The sequence below is a fragment of the Halolactibacillus miurensis genome, assembly GCF_900116255.1.
In the GTDB taxonomy this organism is placed as follows: Bacteria; Bacillota; Bacilli; order Bacillales; family Amphibacillaceae; genus Halolactibacillus; species Halolactibacillus miurensis.
The window spans coordinates 1-17,240 of sequence record NZ_FPAI01000010.1 but is presented as its reverse complement, the minus strand read 5'-3'; the positions used below and the strand labels follow the sequence as shown (position 1 = coordinate 17,240).

The following is a 17,240-nucleotide window of genomic DNA, read 5'->3' as shown; positions in this document are numbered from 1 at the left end:
GTATATGGCATAATTTAAATATAGGTCTGTTGTAAAATGAAATGCATAATCCTATTAGATATTAAAAAAGCCATGTAGATGCGCTATACTTATGAGTGACTAAACAAATAAGTTAGGAGCGCTCTACATGACTCAACATCATTCTACCACAATAAAACGCACATTTAAACACTTATCGGATATCGATCGTGGCCAACTTCAAGCCATGTATCGATCTGGTCTATACACTCAAAAGGAAATGGCTGACATACTAAGGGTGAGCTAATCAACGATTTCTCGCGAACTACAACGCGGGATGACTGAACAGGTCAAGCTCGTAAATCGTAAAAGAGAACATTATGAGAGTTACTTTGGCGACGTCGGTGCACGTGTATATCAAGAGAATCGCGAGCGCTCTCGTCAGAAAGGTATGGAGAAATATGACCAGGGTTTCTTCAAATTACTGCCAGAAGCACTGAAACCATCAAAAGGTGAGCTGCGTATTCATAGTGTTGACACCTTTACACATCAGTACCAGAAAGACAATCCCGATAAGCGTGTGCCATGTATGAAGATAGTCTATAATCTTATTGATCGTGGTGAGCTTGATGTCAGAAATATTGATTTACCACGAAAAACCAGTTTACGCCCTCGGCGTAAAAAGCCAACCGATCCACATGGAACGAATAAACGTAAGATTGGTCGCAGTATTGAAGAACGCGATCCTGCTGTTTTAACGCGAGAAGAATTCGGCCACTGGGAACTAGATTTAGTCATCGGTAAAAAGACCAAAGGCGAACCTGTTATTCTGACGTTACTTGAAAGACAAACACGACACTATGTTACTAAGAAGCTGTGGGACAAATCATCGGAGTACATCCGAGAAGCCATGCTTAAGATTATCAAGGAACATGGGCCCCAGAACTTTAAAACCATTACGACGGATAACGGCTCAGAGTTTGCGACACTGAATAAATTAGAAGATACGTGTGAACATCTTGGCGTGTATTACGCACATGCTTACGCTTCTTGGGAAAAAGGCTCGAATGAGCGTCATAATGGTATGCTTCGCGAGTTCATACCGAAAGGTCTATCACTTCGAGATTTGACTTACAAACGATTAAAGCAGTTCACAGATGCGTTAAACATGAAGCCAAGAGGGACGCTAGGATATGTTTGTCATCAAGAACTATATGAACAAAAGCGTCAAGAAATGGCGCAGGCATCCTAATTCTGCCACTCTTGACGACGTTTGTGACCATGGTAAGCAGTCCTTTGGCGGATGGGAAAAGTTCTGCCTTGTAGAGGCACCATCCGCGCTTATAGCATACCATGGCCAAGCTCTTCTAAGTTCTCATTCGTTGGGACCCCGAACCCAATAAATGAGAACTTAGAAGAGGCACTGACGTCAAGAGCACGCCGCAAGGCGGTGGCTAGTATGGCATAAAAATCAAGTATCCGTATCAATTAAAACACTATAAGCATAGCTTTTTGAATATATTGGCATATCTTTTAAAAAAGTTTATGCATTTGACTTTACAATTTAGGAATGGATTATTTTAGTCTAATTCTGCGACTTATTTTATAACAGTACTTCCCATTATGAGCAAAATCTAATGCTTTTTCTAGACCTTCATTTAAATCAATCATCACAATATCTAAATTAGAAATTTTTATACTATCTTTATTCTTTAAACTGCTGAATATTTCTTTAAAAACTTTATTATCATTCATGTAAATTGGATTTCGTGTTATCATATTTTTATTATAATGATGATCTTCATAAATCAGCTCTGTTTTTATCTTTTCTGTATAAAGGTTCTCATAAAAAGGAATCTTATCTTTTAAAATATATCCCGCACAATGAAAAAGAGAGATTTTTGTTGGTCTTGATGATAATCCTAAGAATAACACTTTGCTATTATCATAGTCACTCAATAAATAGTATGGTGAGTATTTATCAAAACCATATATGCTATTGATATGCTGTTCTGTTAACTCCTTCGCATACTTTCCAGAAGCTGCGACGGAAAAATTTGTGCAAGGACTTCTATAAGTATCTGGTTTTCCTCTAAAAACTTCACTAATTACTCCCGCAGCAGATGGCGTATTTTTTACATCAAACAAGAACTTATCATGTCCATAAGCTGGCATTAATAACGTCCCACTTTCACCTACGGCTTCTTTGAGTATGTCAATAACATCATCTGGTGATCCCTTAAAATTATAAAACTGACGCCATGACGCATGAACAATAAGTTGTGTGCCTTCGACTACCCCCATATCATTAAGACTTCTTCTTAATTCCTCTTTGGAGAATTTTGTTTTATAAAAATGTTTCTCAATTTCGATTCTTTTTCTCAACAATGCATCTTCCATTGATTCATATTCTCTAGCACTCAATATTTCTCTTATTACTTTTCTAAAATTTTTCATTTAGGTTTTCACCTCCATACATCATTCACTATTCTAAAACAATCATTTCATCTTTTGAAGTTGCATACACCAATAATAGCATAATTACCTTGATAATTTTGCTAATCATTACTCCAATACAGAAACCCATAAGTCCATAAGTGTTTAACAATAATAATGATAATCCTGTATATATAAACACATCAACTGAATTAATAACTATTTGAAATTTCATACTACAAAACTTTAGAACAAAAGGCTGAATAATTGATCCTAACACATGTAATACAGTAGAAGCTGATGTTATATAAATATATTTAATTGCTTCGTCTACAAACATAGGATATAAGATTTCTAATATTGTTCCACTTAATATAATAGAAAGAAAATATCCAATAAAACATACAAAAACACCTAATATAAATACTTTCCAAAATAGTTTTTTAGGCTTTTCATTTAATTTTGAAAGATAACTTAGAGCAACACTATTTATAGGAGTGATTGCTAGAGAAACCATTTTACTGAGAATCGTAGCCGAATAGTATACTGCTACTGAAGCACCTCCCAAAATCGGATATAATAGCAATTTATCCGCGTAAGAAGTTAATCTTAGTAAAAATGCTCCTATCAAAAACAAAAAGCTATCTTTTAATATAAAACTAAATAGCGGGGTTTTAATTCTATTTTCTTTCAAAAGAGATGTTTTGAATGCAACAAATATAAAACCAATAAAATGAGCAATTAAAAAAATAAAGTACCAGTTTTTTGTAAAGATAAATATAATCATGCCAATAACGTATCCAAAAGACACTATTAATCTATCAAGCAGTATCAACTTGTAGTTAAGTTTTATCCTAAATTCAACCATTAAATAATCATGGAGCAAAGCAAATATAGAAATCGCAATTACGATTAAGCTATTACTTATATTGAATCCACCTTCAATAATAACAGTTCCAATCGATATAGCAATTATATTTAATACACTACCTATAAATACCAAAATCATGAAATCTCCAACATAATTATTTTCTGAGTATTTATTGGAATGAAGTAGTCGTATATTATTTAGTGTTGTACCAATAGTACCTGGAATTATATTTATCAATGAGTAGATTGCAATTAGTAGACCATAGCTACTTTCACTTATATGGTTAGCTACATTAGGGAAAACCAATATTTGTAGTACTACAATTGGCACTGTTGCTGCAATAATATTTAAAAACATATCATTTAAAATTCTGAATTTAGTCATACTTACACCTTGCTTTGCTTAAAATTATTTAATAATTTCTTTCGAAGTTTAAATGCTTGTTTTGATTTCCTTGGCAAAAAATAGAAAATAAACATCATTGCAAAAAATCCATGAGTTAATAATGATGTAAATAAAAAAGAGCTTATTAACACATAAGATATATATATGCTTGGAATTATAAAAATTCTATTGTCCAAACCAATTGTAACATCATCAAATATTTTTAAAATAATTGCTAAAACCATAGGCGCTATTATAACTCCAACTAGACCTAGATTTGTTATGGCATCACTAATTAATCCACTATTAGCTGCCATGCCTGGCCTACCAAAATACTCCATACCTATTAAGTTTGGAATTCTTGTATAATTAGATTGAAATCCGAAGTACCTTAAAAAGCTTTGTTGGAAATAATCAGGCTGATACTTTGTGAAAAAATCAAAATAGTAATAGTTTAATAAATTTGGCACAAAATTCACTCGTCTTATTATGAAATTAGTAATTAAACTAGTTTTTAAAATACCCGTCTCTAATATAGCTGCAAAACCTAATAAGGTAAAATATTGAGGTATTTTTTTAAAGAAGGTGCTTTTAAAAAACATAAATACAAATATAGATAGAAGTGTAATGAAGAAAACACTCTTGCTTCCATTTATACTAAAACTTAGCATTTGGACAAAAATAATAAACATCGCCAAAAAGTGATTTCTTTTTATAAGTGCATATACTAGTATTATTGGATTAATCGCATTTGAAGCGGAATATAAATAAGAAATGATAGTAGGTAAGTTAAAGTTACCAGCTTCTTCTCGAAATTCATACACTTCAAACAAATTAAAATTTAATCTAAATCCTGTAAACCTCCATGAAATAAAGATGACTACTGATAAGAAGACAGCGCTCATTATCCAAATAACAGTATTGTTTAAACTTTTATTAAATCTTTTGTATTCTAAAAATTTAACATTTGCGAAAACTTTAGTGAAAATCAAAAGGCTTAGCCAATAAATAATATTTGCAATGTAATATGTGTTGGTGAAAGAATGAAACCCTAACATTGTTGTAAATGGCACAAACGAAAGCAAAAGTAAAAATAAAATTACTATTTTTGATGGGGATGTTTTCCACCTGAATATTTTTGTAATCACGGGAGCAAATACTAGGAGCAGGATCCACGAAAAAAAATAATGTAAAGGGCTATTATGATTTTTGAATCCATAATAACCAAACGATGTTACTATAGATCCCTTATATATAAAATCCAGCATCAACCTATAAATGATAATATAAATATAGCTCGATTTATTTGTATCAAATCTCTTCATGTAATAGCCCCTTTCAGCTAAACTATTATATTAAATCTTTAAAACAGCTATTGGATTCTTATAATCTCCAATAACTATATCCCTTTGTCTCAATTTCTTTTTTATCCAAAATACTTTTTATATCAATAAGGACCTTCTCTTCATTCTCAACATTTCCATATAGATTGTCAATATCTCTCCAGCTCATTTGTTTGAAGATGTGATGAGCTACTGCTAATACTAAGCAATCAGCATCATTAATTTCCTTGATATCTACTAAGTCAACACCATATTCATGTTTTGCTTCAGCTGCATTAGCCTCTGGGTCAACTACAATAGGTTCAATGCCATACCCTTTAAGACTGTCAATAATATCTATCACTTTGGAGTTTCTAGTATCTGGCGTGTTTTCTTTGAATGTTAATCCTAGAATAACTACTTTAGATTGTCTTACTACTTTATTCGCTAAGATTAATTTCTTAATGATTGCATCTGCAACAAATTTACCCATACCATCATTAATCTTTCGTCCTGATAAAATAATCTGACTATGGTAACCCAACTTTTCTGCTTCATATACAAAATAATAAGGGTCTACACCTATGCAATGACCACCAACAAGACCAGGTGTGAATCCAAGTGCGTTCCATTTTGTGTTCATTGCCTCAACAACTTCTTTAGTATCTATTCCCATTCGATCAAAAACCATAGCCAACTCATTCATGAAAGCAATATTAATATCACGCTGGCTATTTTCAACTACTTTAGCTGCCTCTGCAACCTTAATAGCTCCTGCTCTATGGACACCTACTTCAATAACCAACTCATAAACTTTTGCAATTTCATCGAGACTCTCTTCATCCATACCTGAAACAATTTTTGTAATGTTTTCAAGTCTGTGTACCTTGTCCCCTGGATTAATACGTTCTGGCGAATAACCAATCTTAAAATCTAATCCACATTTTAGGCCTGATTCTTTCTCTAATATTGGAACGCAGATATCTTCTGTTACCCCTGGATAAACAGTCGATTCGTAAACAACAATAGAGCCTTTAGTCAAATTACGACCAACAATTCTACTTGCGCCTTCTACTGGTGAAAGATCCGGTGTTTTATCTGAGTTAATTGGTGTAGGAACGGCCACAATGTGGAACTTTGCTTCCTTAAGTTTTGTTTCATCTGAAGTAAACTCAACAGCCGTATTCTTTATTTCATCATTTCCAACTTCATTTGTTGGGTCAATTCCGGATTTATACAATTCAATTTTCTTTTTATTTAAATCGAAACCAATAACATTTACTTTTTTTGCAAACGCCACAGCTATTGGCATTCCTACATAGCCAAGTCCTACTACTGCTATTTTCTCTTTATTGTTTAAGATATCTTGAAATAATTTCATATTAAACCTTCCTTATATTATATTTTTTATAAATTACTTAATAAAGATTCCCACCGCGAGACTATATTGTGTTTGTTTGTTTTTCCTGATAATACCATAGATTTATCAGACATATTTTTACGTAAATTGGGGTTCTTAATCATCTCAATAATTTTATGTGCCATTTCCTCAACATCATTAGGCTCAATTAAAAATCCATTAATCTCATTTTTAATAAGTTCATTTGGACCATAAGGGCAATCGAAAGAAATTATTGGGAGGCTATTCTTCTGAGCTTCAAGGATTACCATCCCAAAAGATTCGCTTCTTGATGTTAAAACATAAAAACTATAATCTTTGTAAATATCCTTCATTTTATTGGTATGTCCCATTAACTTGACTTGATTCTCTAACCCATTCCTCGTTATTAATTCTTGGAGATTTTCTTTTTCCTTACCCTCTCCATATATATGCCACTTCCAGTCTGGATACTCGGCTAGTGCAATACGTGCCACTTCAATAGCCATATCAAACCCTTTGATGTTATCTAAAGCACCAGCAGATAGTATTTTCTTTGAATTAAGATTATAGTTGTTTTTTCCATCATTTAATTCATCGATTGTATTATAGATTTGTACTATTTTCTTTGATTTCTTATATTGTTGTAAGTAAACACTCTTAGCTTTTTTAGTAATTACTACAAGTGTATCTGATTTCTCCGCTGCTATTTTTCTGATTAAATACTTCAAAGAAAAAACATCTTTTTTTATTGGGATACTAGCATGATCCCACGCAATAAGATTCAGCTTTTTATTTTTCCAGGATGCAAAATATAAAATATAGAAAATTAATGCGGGTGCTATTACTACATCAAAATTGTTGTCATTGAGAATTCTGTTAAGCTTAAAAATGATTTCAATTAACCTTAATTTCAAATTAACTTTTTCATCAAATATTTTGATAACTTTTACATTTTCGCTTACGTTCACAAATTGAGTATCTGATCGATCTGTCAGAGTAATTAATGTAATATTAAATTTGTTTGTTTTTGATAATTCATTAGCTATTAGAGCAGTTGCCGATGCAATGCCACTAATATGGTGTATTCCAGTTATTATAAATGCAATATTCTTAATTAAAATCACCTACTCCCGATAGAATTATATATTTCTTTATATTGCAAGGAGATTGATGCCCACTTAAATTTGTCTACTTCAACTACTGAATTCATTGATAATCTTTTATAACCGTCGATAACCATTTCAATTTTTTCAGCAATATCTTCCACTGAATTTGATTCTGCAGCGTAACCAACATCTCCATCTTTAAAATAACCATCAACACCTTGACTTTTCGTATATACAATTGGTGTGCACTGTAACAAAGCTTCAATATACGATAATCCAAATGTCTCTTTATGTGATACCATCGCAAAAATATCTGCTTGACGATATTCTTCAATTAATTCTTCTTTATTCTTTCTTGGTATCAGTTTGATAAACGAATGACTTTCGAGTTCTTCTAACAATTTTTTATAGGTGTTATGTTTTTCTACACCACCGACAATCCTATATTTAATATTGAAACCTTTCAAATTTAGAATTTGAATAGCTTTACAAACATTTATCTGGTTTTTGTTTTTGTTTATCCAAGCAGCTGTCAATACTGTTAGTTCATCGCTTGCATCAATTTCTTTTGGTTTATTTTTATTTTCAAAATAATACTCATCAATTCCATTTGGAATAATACTAGTTTTTTTTATAAGCATCTCTGCATATTTGCTTGGAATATATTTATTAAAAAGCATTTCTTTATGCGCTGGAGATATAAAAATAATTTTCTCTGCATTTAGGAGTATATTAATTCCAATCTTACGAAGATGAACCATAAGTCTAAAAAACACATTAACATCAGTATTTCTGACCGTTACAATGTATGGAATGTTTTTTCTTAGGTATGTTTGATAAGCTATATATCCGTTGGAAAAAAGAGTATGTGCATGCAAGATATCTGCATCTTTATCTGATAAATATTCGAAAAAGTCTTTAACAACTTTATTATGTTTTACATGAAAAAAATAACGATCAATATTATTATAATTTAGCCTGACATCAACATAATCGTCATATCCACTAGCAAGTGAATTGTTAGGTCTAACAAATTTAAAGACTCGCTGTTCTACTCCTAGTTCAAATAATTCGTCAGACAAATTCTTATAAATTGTATTACCATAATCTGAATTTATATGAATTACTTTCATTTCTCCACCTCAAATCTATAAGCTTATACTTAGGTTTATTCTTCTATAACTCGAATTAAATCCTCGGTCAACTTCGTAAAGTCAAATTCGTAAGCTGCCTTTCTTGCATTCACACCCATTTGTTCAGCTTTTTCATTATCTTTGCATGCTTCGAGTATAATTTCTGCAATTTCTTTAGGTTGCTGCTCAATAGCACTTACTCCACACTTATATTTTTCAAGAACACTATAACCAGTTGTATAAGTTTGTATTACACATCTACCAGCAGCCAAATATTCAAAGAACTTATTCTGGCTTTGTCCGTAATTATCGAGTGAAGTGCTTGAGTTGTGCAAGATATTTGCATAAGATTTTTTTAAAATTGAAGGGATCATCTTTTTCTCGACCCTACCTTTAAAAACTACATTGTTTATGTTCTCCTCTTTGCATCTATTCTCGAGCATTTCTTTTTCATCACCGGTTCCATAAATCAAAAATCTAATATATTGATTTTTTTCTTGTACTAATTTTGCTGCGTCTAATAAAAGTCCTAAATTATTCACCTTTCTAATCGAGCCAGCATATACTAAATTCTTATAATTATTGTCGTTCAAATCATCATCGTCAACCTGGTTTTCTTTTGAATTCCTATCAAAAGAATCGATTATCACTCCATTACTTATGTGTTTAACTTTACTTAAGTCAACCTGTTCATCCCAACCTTGATTTCTAATATATTGACTCCCGCCTTCCCAAGTCATGATTACTGAATTTGCCTTTTTATAAATCCATTTTTCGCCTTGGTATAATAACTTAGCTATCAAACTATTTCTCTTTAATGAGCTATAAACTACTATACTCTCAGGCCACAGATCTCTAACCTCACAAATACAAGGGATGTTAAACCTCTTAGCGATTTTAATCCCTGCAACTAAAGTAAGTGGATGTACACTTGAAGCTACAATCACATCTGGTTTACCATTTAACTCAGCATACTTCTTCGCAGTTTTAAAAAGCCCTCTATAAAACGAAATCACATTCAATACTCTTTTTTTGCCATTCCCTTCATACTCAGGTGTATTAACAAAAACAAAAGGAATACTATCAACTGAATCTGTAGAATACTGCTTCTCGTTAGTATCAATATGATAATCTGAAAAGTGATTAGTAGAGGCACAAAAGATTGTAGGCTTGTATCCTTTTTTTATTAGGTTTTCTGCAAACCAGTAATGTCGTCCAGCCTGATCAAAAAACATATTTGTTGCATAATGATTCCAAATCCACACATTCTGTCTCATCTATCTACTCTCCTCACCGGAACCCCAATATAAGTCCCAGGTTCAGTTATATCCTTAACTACCACAGCCCCTGCACCAACTTTGCAACCACTGGAGATGTTTACGTTATTGCTAACAATACTTCCTATCCCTAGCCAACTACCCTTTCCAACTCTTACAGTCCCAGCTAAGCCAACACTAGGGGAAATATGCACATAATCTTCAAGTACATTGTCATGATCCAAGTTAGAACTAGTGTTGATGATACACCCCTTACCAATTCTAGATGAGCTGTTAATAACAACCCCGGCCATTACTACTGAGCCAAGACCTAGCTCAACATCAGTACCAATAACTGCACTAGGATGAATCAAACTAACTACATTTAACCCTTCCGCAATCAACTTCTCTTGAATCTTCTCCCTAGTAGCATTACTTCCAATAGCCACAAAGAGATCAGCCTCATCTTTATATGTAAAAGCATCAGTAGTCTTACCAATGACTTCTAACCCCATAGATGTCTTAATAGACTTGTCATCATCGAGGAATGCGATGCTTTGCCACTTATTCATTTTTATTGCGATGTTAGCCACAACTTTTCCATGTCCACTGGCACCAATAATAATCAATTTGTCGTTCATGAACAGTACATTCCTCTCTGAAAAAGTGATTTTTAATTAAACTTTGCTGTCCGCTTATATGAAGTAATAAATGTATGATTACAATAATGTCAATACTTTAACCGTCTATTTGCTTCCCCTAAACGGCTCCATCGTAACCGATGTATCTGAACTGATACCTTCCTTGACAAAAACCTTCTTTATGGTAAGAAAAATAATCTTCCAATCGCCTATAAAACTAACACTATCCACATATTCAACATCAAGATTGAACTTATCCTCCCAACTGATAGCATTTCGCCCGTTGACTTGGGCATATCCTGAAAGACCAGGTCTGACCTCGTGTCTTCTCTTTTGATGGTCACTGTAAAGATCAAGATATTGAATCAGTAAAGGCCTCGGCCCAACAATACTCATATCCCCTTTAAGGATATTGAACAATTCAGGCAGTTCATCTAGTGAAGTTGATCTAAGTATCCTACCAAACTTTGTTAATCTTACACCATCTGGAAGAAACTCTCCGTTTTCGTCCTTCTCATCCGTCATTGTCCTGAACTTATACATAGTAAAAATCTTCTCATTCAGCCCTGGTCTTTTCTGCTTAAACAGTACCGGACTACCCAGCTTAAACCTGACAAGAACTGCAACGATTATAAGCACCGGACTTATAACAATAATTGCCATCAAAGACAGAATGAAGTCCATTGGTCGTTTAAAAAATCTTCTGTATATGCCTTTTTTAACACTTACTTCATCTTTAACTTTACTCACAGTCATATCAACCACTCTATTTCCATAATGATTTTATAATCCCACAAATTCTCTCAAGATCTTCATCCGTCATCTTAGTATCAGATGGCAAGCACACACCGTTCTCAAAGAGTTTCTCACTAACATCTCCACCAACACAATCATATTCAGCAAAGAACGGCTGCATATGCATTGGCTTCCACACAGGTCTTGATTCGATATTCCCTTTCTCTAATGCTTCCATGACATCAATAGGTCTTACTGAACCCTTCAATGTCATAACACTTAACCAGTAGTTCGGCTCATTCCAATCATTGATTGGCATAAAGTCTACGCCCTCAAGACTACCTAATTCTCTCTTATAAAACTCAAAGATATATTTCTTCTTGGCTACTCTTTGGTCTAATACTTTAAGCTGTCCTCTACCAATCCCAGCAACGACGTTGCTCATACGGTAATTGAACCCTAATTCGCTATGCTGGTAGTGCCTTGCTGCATCTCTTGATTGAGTGGACCAAAACCTAACTTTCTTTATCTTCTCTTCATCATCAGAAACAAGCATCCCGCCACCAGAAGTAGTGATGATCTTATTTCCATTAAACGAGAACACTCCAAACTCACCGAAGGTTCCAGTATGTCTTCCTTTATAATAAGCACCTAAAGACTCAGCGGCATCTTCAATGACCGTTACATCATACTTACTACAAATCTCCATGATCTTATCCATATCAGCTGATAGACCATATAAGTGTACAACTAAAACAGCCTTCACCTTATCACCATACTTCTCGAAGGCTGCCTCTAATGCTTTAGGATCCATGTTCCAAGTTTCATAATCATTGTCAATAAAGACAGGAGTAGCATTCTGATAGATGATGGGATTGGCTGTAGCAGAAAAAGTAAGGGTTGGGCAGAACACGATATCCCCTTCACCAACACCAGCAGCTTTAAGAGCTAGATGAATGGCTCCTGTTCCAGAAGTCATAGCTGCAGCGTGTTTTGAACCAACTTTAGCTGCAAGTTCCTTCTCAAACTCATTTACGTTCGGTCCAAGTGGTGCTACCCAGTTCGTATCGAATGCTTCTTGTACATATTGCATTTCATAACCTTCATCACTCATATGAGGTGAAGCGAGCCATATCTTCTTATTAGATGTGTTCACAGCCATATTACCGTCACCCTTCCTTATCTAAAGTCTATGTATTGTATAGAGGTGCTTTTATGTATTTAGCACCTTAATTTTCTTCTCTATATGTAGTGTATTGATTGATTTTCAGTACTATCTCTTGCATAAATATATGCTTTGATTGAATGAGACTACGCGTAATGCTTCTGTAAAATTAGTGCATTTAGTAGTTGTGCTGAAACCCTTGATATTGCTGCCTTGAACCCTCTTTACCCCTTTCACCATACTCACGTCGCTCTAACCATCCAATCAGAAAAAGAAGACCCCTTAATAGACAAGAGGTCACTAAAGCCAAGGAACTTCTGTTGAACCGTTATCTTGTTGATCATCTCCTTCGCTGTTTGTTGATGATATCGTTCCGTGTATATGACATTTAACACTACCATTCTCATAGTTATACAAATGTTCTTCTATATCCCCATCCACTTGTTCAAGAATAAAAACAGAAAACAAAGGTTCACTGTGCACCGATTTAGTTGAAATTAAATGATGTTGGTAGTGCCTGCTTATCTCTTCTACACTAAATTGACAACTGTTAATTTCAGATTATTTAATTAAGTGATTTATGCTTGGTATTGCTATCGAAACAATGATCGCAAGTATGGAGATAGCCGCTAGTCATTCAACTAAAGTAAAACCATCACTTTTCTTTTTCATCACTGTTATCTTCTTTCTGATAGTAGATTTTAATACGAAAACCTCTACAACCGATAATGAGCGATACTTTTTGATTTTGATAAGGTATTTAGTTTCACTTACTTATGAATGTATGTTATTTTGATTTAGCATAAAGAAAACATGCTTACATTAGGCGCTTTATCTTATCCCTAGCGCTTCATTAATTCTTGACTGATCTTGATGATAGACAATATTCATTAAGGCATGCCTTAACTCTGGAATAGTCAAATCTTTAAATATCGCGATTAATTGTAACACACTTTCAATCTCAATGTGACCCGTTCTTCCAACATAAATCTTCTCAAATACTTCACCGGGTAACACTTCTGTATCATCTAATAACTCTTCATACATCTTTTCACCTGGTCTAATGCCAGTAACTTTTATGCCAATTTCATCTACTGTATATCCCGATAATTTAATGACATTTTTCGCAAGGTCGATAATCTTAACCGGTTCGCCCATATCAAGAACAAACACTTCACCACCTCTTGCGAGTGTACTTGCTTGAATCACAAGTCGCGAAGCTTCAGGAATGGTCATAAAGTAACGCGTCATATCTTCATGTGTGACTGTGACTGGACCACCGTCGGCAATCTGTTGTTTAAAGAGCGGAATAACCGATCCTCTACTGCCCAACACATTACCAAATCGCACCGCCACAAAGGTTGTCTCACTTTTTTGACCGAGGTCTTGGACAATCATTTCAGCGAGACGTTTGGTTGCGCCCATGACGTTTGTTGGGTTGACCGCTTTATCTGTTGAGACTAACACAAACGTATCGACGTGATGATAATCAGCCGCTTCTGCGACGTTTTTTGTCCCCATCACATTGTTTTTAACTGCTTCGTGTGGGTTATATTCCATTAACGGCACATGTTTATGTGCAGCGGCGTGATAAATAAACTTCGGTTGATACTCTTCTACAATATCAAAAATGCGTTTTCTATCTTGAACATCAGCGATAATCGGAATGATTTCGGTGTCTTGGTTACTAAATGTTCTTTTTAATTCCCTATCAATCTTATAAATGCTGTATTCGCCGTGTCCTACGAGTAAGATTTGTTTTGGTTTAAAGCGCATAATTTGGCGGGTAATCTCAGAACCGATTGAGCCACCGGCACCGGTAACCATAACAGTCTCGCACGTAATATCTTCTTTAATCGAATTAATGTCTAATTCTACAGATGGTCGACCTAAGACGTCTTCGACGTCAACATTACGTAAAGCTTTAATCGAGACTTTTCCACTCGCAAGATCTTCGATCTTCGGTAGAATTTGCACTTTAGCCCCTGTATCATTGGCTAAAGTAATGATTCGTTTTAATTTACCGTTTGTGACAGACGGAATCGCAATGACGATATGCTCCACGCGCTCGCGCTTCACGATGGTCGAAAGCTCTTCTGTCGTTCCAATAACGGACAAATTATAAAGTTCTAATCTTTGCTTATTTGTGTCATCATCTACAAAACCAATAGGATCGAGTTCAGATTGACTTGCTTCGTACTTTAATTGACGGGCGATCATGGCACCAGCAGCGCCCGCGCCAACAATCAGTGTCCGTTTTTTATTTTCACCTGAAACAATGTAGCGATCTCGTACGACGCGCCACGCAAAACGCGAACCACCGATAAATAAAATATGTATAAGCCAGGTCACAAATAACCCACGACGGTAAATTGAAAAATCATTCACAAAATATTGAATGAATCCTGTCGTAAGAATAGTTAATGTCACAGCCTTCACAATCGCAACGAGTTCGCCAATACTCGCATACGCCCACACCTTATGATAAAGCTTAAAAACAAAAGCAAATAGATGGTGAGAGAGTAATAAAGTAACAGCTGATACAAGTAACGTATTCATGCTGAAGATTTCCATCGATGGATAAACAATCCACGAGGCAATATATACAGCTGATGCGACGATCAATGAATCTAGTAACACTAATAACAGCATCCGCTTTCTATAACTCATAGTATCCCTTCTTTCTCTTGATGATCAATCATTTCAAAAAGCCAAACAGACCTTTTGATTTTATTCGTGTTGGTTCATATAAATGGATCCGTTCACCATTTAAAATATCATACGCATTCTCAGAGAGCTGTTTGACATAGGATGTATCCATTCGTTTTCTTACACTCCGATAAGCTTCTTGTAAATCAAATGAGCGATGATCAATATGATGGGCGTCACTCGCAATCACATGAGCTAACTTATGTTCAATAAGTGATTCACTAAATTTACGTACCTTTTTACCTAACTTACCAGTTAAACTAGACGCTGTCACTTGAGAAAGAGCTCCATTTTTTACAAATTCATATAAAACATCTGGATCATCTATGATGACTTGATTACGTTCAGGGTGAGCAATAATCGGTATGTAGCCTTGTGTGGATAAATTATAAATTAAGTGATCGGTATATCTTGGCACCTCATGTGAAGGTAATTCAATAAGCACATAGACCCCTGTTTCATTTAAAGTCAGTAATTCAGTCTCATCAAAGGTATGCCCCATATGTTCAAATACCCGGATTTCTTGTCCGGGATGTACTTTTAATGGAATATGCTCTTCACGTAAGCGCGTATTAAGTTGATGAACTGCCTCCAGCACCGCTAACCGATCATTTTCATAACGCGTTGTTTTATGGTGCGGTGTGGCAATGACTGCATGTATGCCTTGATCAGCTGCTTGCTTTGCCATTCTAACACTTTCTTCCATATGTTTAGCGCCATCATCAAGACCAGGTAAAATATGACTATGTATATCAATCATAAGCGTTCTCCTCTATTTATTACATTCATTAAGAAAGTATAGCACGTTTTACCACCAATTGGAACCTTTCTCATGACAATTTTCTGTAATTTTTCAAGCGAACCGCGACCATCGAACTATCTATAATACTAATATTATTTTTTTAATAACTTCTCTACTAAATTTTCATGTTAATGCTTCAAATCCGAGTCTTTTCAGAGGGTTATTCTTATATGTAAATCATTTGTTTTCATCTCTCATAGTTCACAATTATGTCATATTTACAACTTAATCTTTATTTTCGGTTTATTTGTGATGTTTCATTATATATAATATCTTAACATATATTAGTTAGGTATATCGATAACTTTTTTCTAATAGAACTACTCTGCAATCACTTAAGGATTAAAAATGGTTCTCTGTCAAATGTGGTGGTACCTAAAACACCACTCATTTGATCAATAATAGTCGAGGTAGTATCCGCCATCCTTGACTTCAATAACGACCATGATGATTTTTCTTGTGTCGAATGGTTATTTTAATGCCTTTGAGGCACCATCCGCGCCTAAGCTTATCATGGTCGTTTTCTTCTAAGTTCGATTAAGTCGGGACCCCGAACCCAACTTACTCTCACTAAGAAGAAGTCTTGAAGTAAAGGACACGTTGCTTCGCAATGGCTAGAGTGTCTCTCTCATCTCTTTAACCTCTTGGTACCATAAGATTTTCTTGCGAAATCTTTGAAAGTCTTTGATTCCGAAGGAATGACGTTTAATCACTTTAATCATATTGTTGATTCCTTCAGTTACGCCATTATTATAAAGATGGCTAAACGAATTGTTAATCTCAAGACGCCACCGTTCGAAAGTACGAGCGACCCTATTAAAGCTTTCATAAGGCGAATTTCCTAGCTTTTCTATACATTTCTCAAATCTTTCTTTAGCGGTATGCAGATCACTGTTTTTGAACCGATCATCCAATTCATCTTTTAATTCATAAGCATGTTTTAATTTTGATGAGATACTTAACATTTTATCTGCTTTTTCTTTGGTTTCTGACGTTATTTTCTTGCTAGATTTCCACAACATTTCTTTACTGCGTTTCATGTGTTTGCGTTCCTCATCTGAGAGTTCATTCTGAACGTCTCTACGTACTTCATCAAAAGCGTTGTACACTTGTCTCATGTAATGAAAGCGATCAGCGATAATAATCGGATTGCCTAATATCTCTCGTACAGCCTCTTTAAACCCACGTGACAAGTCCATAACGACGGCTCTCACTTGTCCTGTATCGCAGGATCGTAAATAGGAGGTAATGGTCTCTTTCTTTCGATCAGGCAAAACATCAATAACCTTGCGATTATCGGCATCAACAATCACCGTCTGAAATTTCTCACCACCAGCGTCC

The 17,240-nt window shown here is 34.6% G+C and carries 15 protein-coding genes; 2 read left to right on the top strand and 13 right to left on the bottom strand.

Annotated elements, in window-relative coordinates; translation table 11 throughout:
* The first annotated feature begins 127 nt into the window (after positions 1-127).
* Together BM390_RS15645 and BM390_RS07905 are read left to right on the top strand one after the other, a co-directional pair.
* A complete protein-coding gene (locus BM390_RS15645) occupies positions 128-265 on the top strand; it encodes a hypothetical protein (protein ID WP_218161154.1) in 138 nt (45 codons plus the stop codon).
* 6 nt (positions 266-271) lie between these two features.
* Positions 272-1,210, top strand: coding sequence for an IS30 family transposase (locus BM390_RS07905; protein ID WP_256212409.1), 939 nt, complete (start codon positions 272-274; stop codon positions 1,208-1,210).
* Between the two features lie 323 nt (positions 1,211-1,533).
* Here the strand turns inward: BM390_RS07905 and BM390_RS07900 are convergent, their stop codons facing one another.
* The 13 genes from BM390_RS07900 to BM390_RS07835 all read right to left on the bottom strand — a co-directional run.
* A complete protein-coding gene (locus tag BM390_RS07900; protein ID WP_089854104.1) occupies positions 1,534-2,415 on the bottom strand; it encodes an AAC(3) family N-acetyltransferase in 882 nt (293 codons plus the stop codon).
* Positions 2,416-2,443: 28 nt separating this feature from the next.
* The gene (locus BM390_RS07895) at positions 2,444-3,649 is read right to left on the bottom strand and encodes an MATE family efflux transporter (protein WP_089854101.1); all 1,206 of its coding nucleotides are present in this window, start codon (positions 3,647-3,649) and stop codon (positions 2,444-2,446) included.
* A gap of 2 nt (positions 3,650-3,651) precedes the next feature.
* Positions 3,652-4,974 carry an oligosaccharide repeat unit polymerase gene (locus tag BM390_RS07890; RefSeq protein ID WP_089854098.1) on the bottom strand — a complete coding sequence of 441 codons (1,323 nt, stop codon included), beginning with the start codon at positions 4,972-4,974 and terminating at the stop codon, positions 3,652-3,654.
* Between the two features lie 58 nt (positions 4,975-5,032).
* Positions 5,033-6,352 carry a nucleotide sugar dehydrogenase gene (locus BM390_RS07885; protein WP_089854095.1) on the bottom strand — a complete coding sequence of 440 codons (1,320 nt, stop codon included), beginning with the start codon at positions 6,350-6,352 and terminating at the stop codon, positions 5,033-5,035.
* A gap of 26 nt (positions 6,353-6,378) precedes the next feature.
* Positions 6,379-7,476, bottom strand: coding sequence for a glycosyltransferase family 4 protein (locus BM390_RS07880; protein WP_089854093.1), 1,098 nt, complete (start codon positions 7,474-7,476; stop codon positions 6,379-6,381).
* Complete coding sequence (locus BM390_RS07875; RefSeq protein WP_089854090.1) at positions 7,473-8,591, bottom strand: glycosyltransferase family 4 protein; 1,119 nt, start codon at positions 8,589-8,591, stop codon at positions 7,473-7,475. The genes BM390_RS07880 and BM390_RS07875 overlap by 4 nt, the downstream gene beginning before the upstream one ends.
* Positions 8,592-8,626: 35 nt before the next feature.
* Positions 8,627-9,868 carry a glycosyltransferase family 4 protein gene (locus BM390_RS07870; RefSeq protein ID WP_089854087.1) on the bottom strand — a complete coding sequence of 414 codons (1,242 nt, stop codon included), beginning with the start codon at positions 9,866-9,868 and terminating at the stop codon, positions 8,627-8,629.
* The gene (locus BM390_RS07865) at positions 9,865-10,488 is read right to left on the bottom strand and encodes an acetyltransferase (RefSeq protein WP_089854083.1); all 624 of its coding nucleotides are present in this window, start codon (positions 10,486-10,488) and stop codon (positions 9,865-9,867) included. The genes BM390_RS07870 and BM390_RS07865 overlap by 4 nt, the downstream gene beginning before the upstream one ends.
* 105 nt (positions 10,489-10,593) lie before the next feature.
* Complete coding sequence (locus BM390_RS07860) at positions 10,594-11,238, bottom strand: sugar transferase (protein WP_501037319.1); 645 nt, start codon at positions 11,236-11,238, stop codon at positions 10,594-10,596.
* Positions 11,239-11,254: 16 nt separating this feature from the next.
* Complete coding sequence (locus BM390_RS07855) at positions 11,255-12,385, bottom strand: DegT/DnrJ/EryC1/StrS family aminotransferase (RefSeq protein WP_089854077.1); 1,131 nt, start codon at positions 12,383-12,385, stop codon at positions 11,255-11,257.
* A gap of 834 nt (positions 12,386-13,219) precedes the next feature.
* On the bottom strand, positions 13,220-15,058 hold the full coding sequence (locus BM390_RS07845) for a polysaccharide biosynthesis protein (RefSeq protein WP_089854070.1): 1,839 nt from the start codon (positions 15,056-15,058) through the stop codon (positions 13,220-13,222).
* Between the two features lie 28 nt (positions 15,059-15,086).
* Positions 15,087-15,857 (bottom strand): tyrosine-protein phosphatase, encoded by a 771-nt coding sequence (locus BM390_RS07840; protein ID WP_089854066.1) that lies wholly within the window; start codon positions 15,855-15,857, stop codon positions 15,087-15,089.
* A 656-nt stretch (positions 15,858-16,513) separates the two neighbouring features.
* Positions 16,514-17,240: ISL3 family transposase (locus tag BM390_RS07835; protein ID WP_143103155.1), on the bottom strand; the 727-nt coding region annotated here is incomplete at its 5' end.

Coding starts and splice junctions, on each gene's coding strand:
- BM390_RS15645 (WP_218161154.1), top strand. CDS start 128: ATGACTCAACATCATTCTACCACAATAAAACGCACATTTAAACACTTA.
- BM390_RS07870 (WP_089854087.1), bottom strand. CDS start 9,868: ATGAGACAGAATGTGTGGATTTGGAATCATTATGCAACAAATATGTTT.
- BM390_RS07875 (WP_089854090.1), bottom strand. CDS start 8,591: ATGAAAGTAATTCATATAAATTCAGATTATGGTAATACAATTTATAAG.
- BM390_RS07845 (WP_089854070.1), bottom strand. CDS start 15,058: ATGAGTTATAGAAAGCGGATGCTGTTATTAGTGTTACTAGATTCATTG.
- BM390_RS07885 (WP_089854095.1), bottom strand. CDS start 6,352: ATGAAATTATTTCAAGATATCTTAAACAATAAAGAGAAAATAGCAGTA.
- BM390_RS07840 (WP_089854066.1), bottom strand. CDS start 15,857: ATGATTGATATACATAGTCATATTTTACCTGGTCTTGATGATGGCGCT.
- BM390_RS07855 (WP_089854077.1), bottom strand. CDS start 12,385: ATGGCTGTGAACACATCTAATAAGAAGATATGGCTCGCTTCACCTCAT.
- BM390_RS07895 (WP_089854101.1), bottom strand. CDS start 3,649: ATGACTAAATTCAGAATTTTAAATGATATGTTTTTAAATATTATTGCA.
- BM390_RS07900 (WP_089854104.1), bottom strand. CDS start 2,415: ATGAAAAATTTTAGAAAAGTAATAAGAGAAATATTGAGTGCTAGAGAA.
- BM390_RS07865 (WP_089854083.1), bottom strand. CDS start 10,488: ATGAACGACAAATTGATTATTATTGGTGCCAGTGGACATGGAAAAGTT.
- BM390_RS07890 (WP_089854098.1), bottom strand. CDS start 4,974: ATGAAGAGATTTGATACAAATAAATCGAGCTATATTTATATTATCATT.